The sequence below is a fragment of the Paraburkholderia sp. SECH2 genome (assembly GCF_030464795.1).
GTDB classification, from domain to species: domain Bacteria; phylum Pseudomonadota; class Gammaproteobacteria; order Burkholderiales; family Burkholderiaceae; genus Paraburkholderia; species Paraburkholderia aspalathi.
In genome coordinates this window covers 19,232-28,148 of record NZ_JALPRH010000047.1, presented here as the reverse complement: position 1 = coordinate 28,148, position 8,917 = coordinate 19,232, and the positions used below count along the sequence as shown (strand labels likewise).

Genomic DNA, 8,917 nt, shown 5'->3' with positions numbered 1-8,917 from the left:
CCAGTTCTATTCTCTCATCTCATAAGCAGTACACAGTAATCGCATTATTCTCGGCAATCTCGTCTTATTGCGACAGAACCCGCGCAAGCACTGGATGAAGCCGGGCAAAAACCTCCGGTGGGTCTGATTCCGTCGATGGGGGAGGCTACTCCCCAGAAAAAACCCGACAAGGCTTGCCAGAAGAGAAAAGGATTTTTCTCGGTCAGCTACCCACACTCAAACCCATCCTTCGACCTGCGCCTACGCGTCGGGGCAAAAAAGCCACCCATCCTGGATGATCGTTACAACACTTGTCGAATACGACGCCTGATTCGCTCTCGCGCCTTATCCGCTCGCACCCGACTGCGACGTTGTGCCGCCGCTAACCTGGCTTCCTCGCCTTCAGTTGGGAGAACGCTTTTTGCGCGGAGACGGCGATTTGTTTCTTCTCGCGTGGGAGCGCTGCCTCCCGGCGGCGCTCCTTTCAGTCCTCGCCCTGAAGGACGAGGTTTCTCGGAGCAAATCTGATGAATCAAAGGTAGCGCACAGGCGCTGCACTTCATGGGGACGGGCAGGTAGTGATGGTGCGCCACGGAATACATGGCGTGGGAGAGAAACGCAATGTCATGCAATCGGCCACGATCTCGCCGCGCTGCACCTCACCGCACGTACTGACCGGTTCCTCGAAGACTTTCGCATGAGTACGGCCGAGGTGCTCGCTAAGGAAAACAAGTTTCGTGGCGCGTGTGAACAGTTGCTCGTTGAAATCGCGCTTCGTCAGCATGACGCCACGCGGGAAGTCAGTCTTGATCTGCTCCTTTCAGCATTCTGACGGATTTTCGCGCAATCAGGCATTACCAGCTGCATACCGCGAGCGCGAAAATTCACAGTACTGGCCCTGCACCAGCTTCATCAAGGCAACAAGGCACCGGGATCACCCTTGCTTGCGCTTTACGGGCGGAAGATCGAGAAACACAACACACCTATCACTGAGATTGCCCTGGTCTATCACCAGGTCTGGGAGGAAGTGCCAATGCACAATCACGAAGAGTTCTGCGGTAGCTGATTCAGGAACGATTCGCCAATCAGAGATCTGCTCGCATTGTTTGGGGGCCTCAATTGGAGCACCTGATTGCAATTCCGAACAAGATCGAGGAACCGTTAGACCGCTGTGGTAAGCCTGTGGACACCGGTTTTCCTCAACCGGTCTCGAACAACGTATCACGGGCGGTTACCTCAGTCAGCGAAATGTCGATCACGAGATATTCTTTGGAAAGAAGATGACCAAATCGTCTGCGTTCCCCATTGCAGGGGTGAAGGCGGGGACGGATGCGACGTATCGAGTCTCCTCGAGTTGAGGGACGCTGTATCTACCCGAGTGAGTCCGGATCGGACCTGTGCATCCTGGCCAGCGACAGTCTGGTCAGTTTCACAATGAACTGATAGTACACGGCAGCATCATTTCTATCGATCCCGTTGAGGAGGTTTTGGACGTTCAAGAAATCGCTACGCAAAGATACTGCCGCGTCCTCTTGGGATACAAGCCATCTGACTTGCCACGCTCATGGGCGGTTCCCGATCAGCCTCACTCAGCCACCGCCTGAACTCAACGGGGAAATTATTTCATCCGATGTCGACACGATTTACGCTGGCGACTCAAACCTATGATTATCGACACATCAACACGTACGGGATCCTGGATGTTGTGCTTGCACGCTACCGCGTTGAGCGCCGCTTATCGAGGCGGGGGCATTGAGCCTTTGCCACCATGCATCCGCGGTGCTGAGAGCTCCGCGGTGAAACAGTTGTGGCGGGCAACCGGATATCCAGTCCTCCAATTCATTGTTGGCTTGCCCCAGCCACTCGCAGTCTTGCAGGTCATCGCCTGACCTCGAACGATGGGAGGTCCAGTCCACGTTCTGTGCGACGTCGAGTCTCTTGGGACGCGTGTACGTCGTCGTGCGCCAATCTTGAGGTACATGCATGCGTAAGCGTATTCTGGTGGCCGTTGGTACAAGTCTGAGCGACACGGGTTTGTTGACTGGAATCGAACTGGCTCGGGAGTGTGGCGCCCACCTCAGCGCGCTGCACGTGATTAACATGATTCCGCTGTTAGCAACGGTAGCAGGATATGACCTCGGGATTGCCGCTTCTTGCTCTATCGAAGATCAGGGGCGCGCCGTCGCGAATCGAAGTGCTCGATTGATGAAAGACGCTGGCATAGCTGGGGAGACGCTGACGATAACTCTCCCTACCTCCGCCGTGACCGTAGGAAGGGCGATTTCTGACGCCGCACGCGATCTCAATGCTGATCTTATCGTGCTCGGCACTGGAAAAGTGAAGGGCTGGCGCTTCTGGAAAGAGAGTATGTCTGATGCAGTAACCCGTCACGCAGGTGTCTCGGTGCTGATCGCGAAAGGTCCGGGTCTCTTTGCGGACAAACAGGGTTCAGACGAAAGAAGCCGATTGTCCACCGGAAGCCAGCAAATAAGGGGCGGCACCGAACAAAGACGGTTCGACGTTCTAGTCTTGGGCACTCCATTGCGACAGCAACTATTCGACTGCGGGTATGACCGTCTCCAACCCAGCCCGTCTTTTCGATCGTTGACGGCGGTAGTCGACCCGGGGTGCTGTCAAAAAATCTATCATCGCCCCCAAATTGAACTAGGCTGGTTTTGAACTGAACCCCAAGGGTCGGATCTATGACCAATTTCCGGGGTTCAGTTCATTTCAGTGGACACCCCCCATGACCGAGAGCCATCCAGATTTCCTGCCCCTGCGTGTAATCAACGTCGGCGCCGACGGCAAACGAAGTTTTGACAAACGCGACAAGCAGCGGCTAATTAAGGCCTGCCTCGAACCCGGCGAGTCAGTGGCGGGCATGACGCTCAAAGCCGGCGTGAACGCGAACCAGCTGCGGGCGATGGATTGGCAGGTACAAGGCCACGCGCAGAAGCGCATCGGGTACCACTCCGAACGTCATCGAGAACAGCCCGGCGGTGTTCGTTCCTGTGGTTCAGGCCAGGGATTGTGCCGACGCGCACGCGTATTTGGAGCGACCCATGAAGCCTGACCCGCCGGCAGCGCCGGCAAGACGTGAGCCGGTATGTGCGTCGCAACGTCCGCTGCTGCCCTCGCGGCTGGTTGCACAGTTGCCAAACGGCGTAAGCGTCGAGCTGGAATGCACAGCTCAGGATGCCGCGCTGGTGACGGCGCTGATCGAAACGTTGGGTGCTCGGTCGTCAATTCGATCACCGCCTGCTGCCTGTGCGGTCACACAAAGCGATCCTCCTCAAGTCGGCGCAGCATCAACCAGAAACCCGTGCGGTCATACAGCAAGAGTTTGATCCGGTCACGTAACATGACGCGACAATGTTTCCAGGCTGACGGTAAACCTGTTGAGACGACGACTTCAGTATCGTGGCACACATGGATACCCATGATCACACGAAGTCGTCCACCAAGGACCATCTCAAACAGCTCGCTTCTGATGTGCTGATTGCCCGCATTCTCGAACTCGAGGATCGCAACCGGCAGCTCGTGCAGCGGGTCGAGCAGCTCGAGGAACTGTTCCGCCTCGCGCAGGACAAGCGCTTCGCGCCGGGTAGCGAGAAGCCCAGGGACCGCGTATTCGACGAGGCGGAGCAGATTGCCGCAACGCCGTGCACCGATGGCGATGATGAGGTGGACGATGCGTTCGCGCTGCCAGACACAGGACTACCGGAAACGGAAGGGCCTGCACGAGGCAAGCGTGGGCGCAAGCCACTGCCGCATCTGCCCCGCCAACGATTGAATACGACCTGCCTGACGAGCACAAGTTCTGCCCGTGCTGCAGCAACTCGCTGCACCGTATGGGCGAGGAAATCAGTGAGCAATTGCACTATGAAGTGAAGGTGTCAGTACTGCAACACGTGCGTTTCAAATATGCGTTTCGCCACTGTGATCGCCACGCCGAACGCACGCCCATCCTCACCGCGCCGATGCCGGCACAGCCACTGCCTGGCAGCAACGCGAGCGTGGAAATCATCGCGGCCGTCACGGTTGGCAAGTTCGTCGACGGGACCCCGTTGTACCGGATGGAGGACGTACTCGCGCGCGCCAACGTTCCTGTCACGCGGGGCACGCTGGCGAAATGGATCATCCGGCCCGCGCAACTGCACTACAGCCGGATCTACAACGCGTTGCACCAGACGCTGCTGTCACAGTGCCGGATCCACGGCGACGAGACGACGACGCAGGTCCTAAAAGAGGAAGGCAAGACCCCGCAGAGCAGCTCGTATATGTGGTGTTACAGGAGCGCCGAAGAATGCGAGCAGCCGGTGGTGCTGTACGATTACCCGCCGGGGCGTGGCTAGGAATATCCACAGGCGTTCCTCGCCGGCTACAACGGCATGCTGCTGACCGACGGTTATGCCGCGTGGCGCACGCTCGAAGGCGTGACGCACTTCGGATGTCTTGCGCGCGCGCAGGCTGTTCGTCGATGCGCACAAGGGTAGCAAAAAGAAAACGGGCACGCTCGTCCATCAGGCGCTCGAATACTTCAGGGCGCTGTATCAGGTCGACGCGCTTGCGCGGGGCGAGGTACCGGGGAACGAAACATGGGCTGATCACCGGTATCGGCTGCGCCAGCAACATAGCGTACCGCTGCTGGAAGCCTTCCAGAAATGGCTGGATGAAAAGGCGCCGCTGGTGCTGCCCGAAAGTCTGCTGGGCAAGGCGATCAGCTATACGCATACCCAGTGGAAATACCTCAGCCGCTACGTCACCGATGGACGCGTCGCAGTGGATAACAATCTGCTGGAACGGGACATCAGACCGTTTGCTACATCGAGTAAATCGTGGCTGTTCAGCGATACGGTTGACGGTGCAAAGGCGAGCGCGATGGTGTTCAGCCTGATGCTTACATGCCGTGCGTGCAACGTCGAGCCGTACACGTATCTGCTGCACGTGCTGAAGGAACTGCCGCAACGCGCACTGGACGCCGACGTCACGCACCTGCTGCCGTTCAACTACGCGAAACAACAAAAATCCGTGGCATCCACTGACTGAGTCTGAGTGACATGCGATGACGCGCGGGCCATCCGTCCGTGCGTCATCAAACTCGCACCCTTCAAAGTCACGACATCGATGATCGATCTCGATCGCCGCGATGCGGCGATACGCGACCATCCATCGCGAATGCTTCTCGATACGGTGTGCTTGAATTCGCGGTTACGCACGACCTGGTTTAATACCGACCAGAGGTACATTCCATGGTTCTGCTCAAACAGGTCCATCGCCATATAGACCGATGGAATAAGATAGAAACTGCTGAATGTGCGCCAGTTCTCACGGAATTGGCCAAGCAGTACGGCGGAGGTTGCCAATAGTGTCGCGAGGACCGCAAACAACACACAGGGGTGCTGCGCAAACAGCAGCGTGCCAAAGGCCACAAGGATCACGAACGCATGCAATAGCACGCCCGGGAGACCGTAATTGATATGGGCTGCGCCAATGTAGAGTGAGACGAGGATCAGGTTCGACTGCAGCGCAATCGGATCACCGGTGAAGTAGTAATACACGACAAGCTGTGCGAGTGCCAGCACGGTACGTCCCAGTTGCCTCCACAAGACGTTTGCGCGCAACCATATCAGCGCCGTACGGCCTCGCTCGACGAGCATCATGCGGAGCACGTCTATTGACTCTCTGTCATCCACGCTTATGCCCTTGACCGCGGCTATAGGTTCTCTAACTGGTCGACTGTTGTCACGCTCGCGATCGCGGACATATTCTTGACGGACGCGTGGTGTTGCTCCTCATCGCGTGCAGCGCATGCATCCTCCACTACGACTACCCGGTAGTCGCGATCATGCGTGTCACGAGCGGTCGACTCAACTGCCCACGTCGTGCTCACGCCGAGGAGCGCCGCGCGCTCGATCCCTTGAGCGCGCAGCAACGATTCGAGCGACGTATTGTAGAAAGCGCTCACGCGCGATTTCGTGACGATGAAGTCCGTTGGCTCGACATGGACTTCGGGATGAAATGCTGTGCCCCACTGGCCCATCTCCAGTGCCCCATATTCGTGCGCCTTGCCAAAGAACGGCGAATACTTCGGTTGTTCCTGGTAGTACGCCGAAAATCCCGCCTTCATGAGAACGACTGGCCGGCCTTCGCTGCCGGCGATCGCAATTGCAGCATTGGCTTGTCGATGATGGCGCGCGATTCTGCCTGAACAGCAGTGGTGGCAGCTCCGAGCTTGCCGTTGCTGGTGACGATATCGTTGATCAGATCCAGAACGATGAGAGCAGTTTTCACGGCGATTTTCCTGCAGATTTTTAACAAGAGGGTAATTCCTACCGCCTATTCAAGCCCGTGGAGCGCCAGCGAAAAACGCACCGATTGTACGCCTCACCAACCGAGGTGCATGTGAGGCGGGGCCAGCAAACACGTCGTGGAGTTAGGATTCCGCTACGAATATCGAACGATGCGTCGGCGAGCGAATTTCGTTTCACGGAATAAGAGGCGAAGATGGCCTCGAAAACCGGGCAGCCGACTAAGAGGGTCATTTCTATACGACCTCATGAAAACGAGCGGGGCCGTAAGTTAAGACAACAGAGAAACTGGAACTGTAGATTTGCTGACCCGTGAGTTAAATCGAAAGTTTGTTTCGTTTGATTGCAACCGCGGTAACCCTCGGTGGTATTGAGGACGATCGCCGGCTGGGGAATGTCGAGTTTGCACGGATGCCCACGACGTCTGATTGCATCTCGAAGCACGCTTGGCGCGAGTCACCTCTGTCGTCGCGGTCGTGTGTAAACTCATGTCCATACCTGTCAGTCTGCGTGAGAAAAATGATCTCGCATTTTTCGTGATGACATTTCATGAAACAAGATTTCAAGGTGCGATAGTGGCGCACAAACATATACTGAGAGCCACCGGAAAGCGTGCGTTGGATCTTCTTGTCATACTCTCGGGAACTGGCCCTCCCGAGACCATCTTCACGGGAAAGGCGGGAGGAAATGTGCCGCGCATTCCGCGCTGTATCGGATGCGTGGCCAAGATGCACGTGAATGCGGCATCGCTTTGCGACCGTCCCTGATCTGCCTTTTCACGATCCGCGCCGATGAACTCACGTTGATCAGACAGAGCCGATGAAGCAAGTCAAGCCCATTGGTGGCGTCACGCCGGGGAAAACCGGATCTCCCCGGATGCCGGAGACTAACCGCTCTGCGCTATCTGGCGCGTGCCAAGTGAGCACCAAATGCGGCTGGATGCTCCTTGTATTCAACAGGGAAAGTAACGACCCGAACGAACTCGGACGATGCGCGAATGCGAAGTACGTGCGGGGCTTACGGCTGAGAGGCGAAATGCGGGTGATTGTGTTCGACCGGCTACTGACGATTCGCAGTGCCGAAAGCGATATTGCGCAAGGTCGATTGACATAGTGTGAGTCGAGGACAACATGAGCGAAATGCAGAAGTTGATCGCCGCCGTGGTGCGGCTTGAGACATTGCTTCACTGCGGGACGGCCGTCCCCAGGCAGCGAGAGGTGATTCTTGCGGATTGTCAGTCAGTGCGTGCCCAACTGATAGCAGCACGAAGAGCATTGCCGACTTCGACCTATTTCGAGTTGGGATGCCGGGTGCTTCTGGTCGAATTGTCTGCGACGGAGGGCAGGTACGCTGCGGCGGACTAAAGAGAGCGAGTCGACTGGCCGCGAGCCCGGGCAAGCACGACAAACACCCCGAGCCGCTTGCCCGTTTCGATAGACATAGCCAGTGTGTTGCCCGTCGATGGAGTCTTCTGCCGGAAAAGGCTCACTTCGGAAAGTTGTACATGACCGCGATCGGGCTCACGCGTGTAGAGAGTGATACAGCCCCGCCTGTATGGGCAGCGCTTTTCGACGAGCCGGACAGTCTGATCGGCTATTCCGGGAAGTCGCATCCGGTTTGTCGGTCGCCGGTCCTGTAATTTTCATCTCCAGAGACGTCACTCTTGGGCGTCTCGATGGAGACACCGTGATCGCTGGGCGAATGCCGTAGCCGTCCGAAATCGCCTGTTGGGTTCAAGGAAGTCCGCAGCGATTTGCACGCCGTCAATCGCCGCGGTCTCCTCCGCCGTCGTGTCAACAATCACGGATTCCCCAAAGGACACCTCGATCACACAGGCAATCGTGGTAGATTCGATCGTCTCGCCTGTCGACCTGCGCCCATAAGGATTTTCTATCCTGCCAGACAGCATTCGCCGTCGGGCAGGTCGAATACGTGCTCGGTAGAGTAGGCGTGTCACGGGCGTATTCGAACCTCACCGGAAATTGCAGGCCTCATGTGCCTCGATGCCAGCCCTTGCGATTCCCGCGGCGCCATTCCGGGCGCAAAACCACAGCACACAAGGGATTTTCGGGATTGTTCAGGTTGAATCCCTACGCTTTTTTTAGGGTAAGCAGGATCTCGCCGAGCATGCCGAACCGTTGACGAGGTCAATCCTCTCCGTGCGGCCGTCCGTCATGGCTGACTGAACCATCGACAACCGTCTTTCGAATGCTGTTTCAACGTAGTCGCCACGGCGACGCGACATCAAGCGAAATAACATTCCGAGTGCATATTCAGGGGAACCAGGCTTAAAGTGCTACTGCGTCTTCATCCCCGGAAGGCGCAGTAGCAAACCTCGTTAGCCCGCTCCTCGGAGCGGGCTCTTTTTGTAGCCAATTTCGATGCAATTCGGACGTGACTGAGTCTCACGTGGTCCGTGAGTCAATGATGACCCTTTCTGGGAGGTTCCCATTGAACAATGAACAGGTCGAAAGGAGGCGTTGATTGATTGCCGCGTCGAAAAAGCGGACAGCTTCATTGGTTGCGATGTCAGGAAACGGGTCATGTTGGGCTGATGGTCGCTATATCTATCCATCCGGCAACGCACACTGGCGGGTTTGTGGGCATAGGGGGAACACGCCACGCCG

General features: G+C 57.0%; 7 protein-coding genes and 1 pseudogene. 4 read left to right on the top strand and 4 right to left on the bottom strand.

Features of this window, described 5'->3' with window-relative positions; all coding sequences use genetic code 11:
* Positions 1-418 precede the first annotated feature (418 nt).
* The 3 genes from M0D66_RS37035 (at position 419) to M0D66_RS37025 (ending at position 3,052) form a co-directional block, all read left to right on the top strand.
* On the top strand, positions 419-811 hold the full coding sequence (locus M0D66_RS37035) for a hypothetical protein (protein ID WP_266212866.1): 393 nt from the start codon (positions 419-421) through the stop codon (positions 809-811).
* 1,151 nt (positions 812-1,962) lie between these two features.
* Positions 1,963-2,658 (top strand): universal stress protein, encoded by a 696-nt coding sequence (locus M0D66_RS37030; protein WP_266212865.1) that lies wholly within the window; start codon positions 1,963-1,965, stop codon positions 2,656-2,658.
* A 67-nt stretch (positions 2,659-2,725) separates the two neighbouring features.
* Positions 2,726-3,052, top strand: coding sequence for a hypothetical protein (locus tag M0D66_RS37025; RefSeq protein WP_266212864.1), 327 nt, complete (start codon positions 2,726-2,728; stop codon positions 3,050-3,052).
* Between the two features lie 200 nt (positions 3,053-3,252).
* Here the strand turns inward: M0D66_RS37025 and tnpB are convergent, their stop codons facing one another.
* Entirely contained in the window at positions 3,253-3,342 is a 90-nt protein-coding gene (gene tnpB / locus M0D66_RS38045; protein WP_367619548.1) for an IS66 family insertion sequence element accessory protein TnpB, read from the bottom strand.
* Between the two features lie 66 nt (positions 3,343-3,408).
* Between tnpB and M0D66_RS37020 the strand changes: the two are divergent.
* Positions 3,409-5,028 (top strand): annotated as a pseudogene (locus M0D66_RS37020) (IS66 family transposase).
* Here M0D66_RS37020 and M0D66_RS37015 read toward each other — a convergent pair.
* The 3 genes from M0D66_RS37015 to M0D66_RS37005 are packed head-to-tail and all read right to left on the bottom strand — an operon-like array spanning position 4,989 to position 6,273.
* Positions 4,989-5,642, bottom strand: coding sequence for a hypothetical protein (locus M0D66_RS37015; protein ID WP_266212863.1), 654 nt, complete (start codon positions 5,640-5,642; stop codon positions 4,989-4,991). The pseudogene M0D66_RS37020 and the gene M0D66_RS37015 overlap by 40 nt on opposite strands.
* A gap of 53 nt (positions 5,643-5,695) precedes the next feature.
* Positions 5,696-6,142, bottom strand: coding sequence for a cysteine hydrolase (locus M0D66_RS37010; protein WP_266212869.1), 447 nt, complete (start codon positions 6,140-6,142; stop codon positions 5,696-5,698).
* Positions 6,106-6,273 carry a hypothetical protein gene (locus M0D66_RS37005; protein ID WP_266212862.1) on the bottom strand — a complete coding sequence of 56 codons (168 nt, stop codon included), beginning with the start codon at positions 6,271-6,273 and terminating at the stop codon, positions 6,106-6,108. The genes M0D66_RS37010 and M0D66_RS37005 overlap by 37 nt, the downstream gene beginning before the upstream one ends.
* Positions 6,274-8,917 lie beyond the last annotated feature (2,644 nt).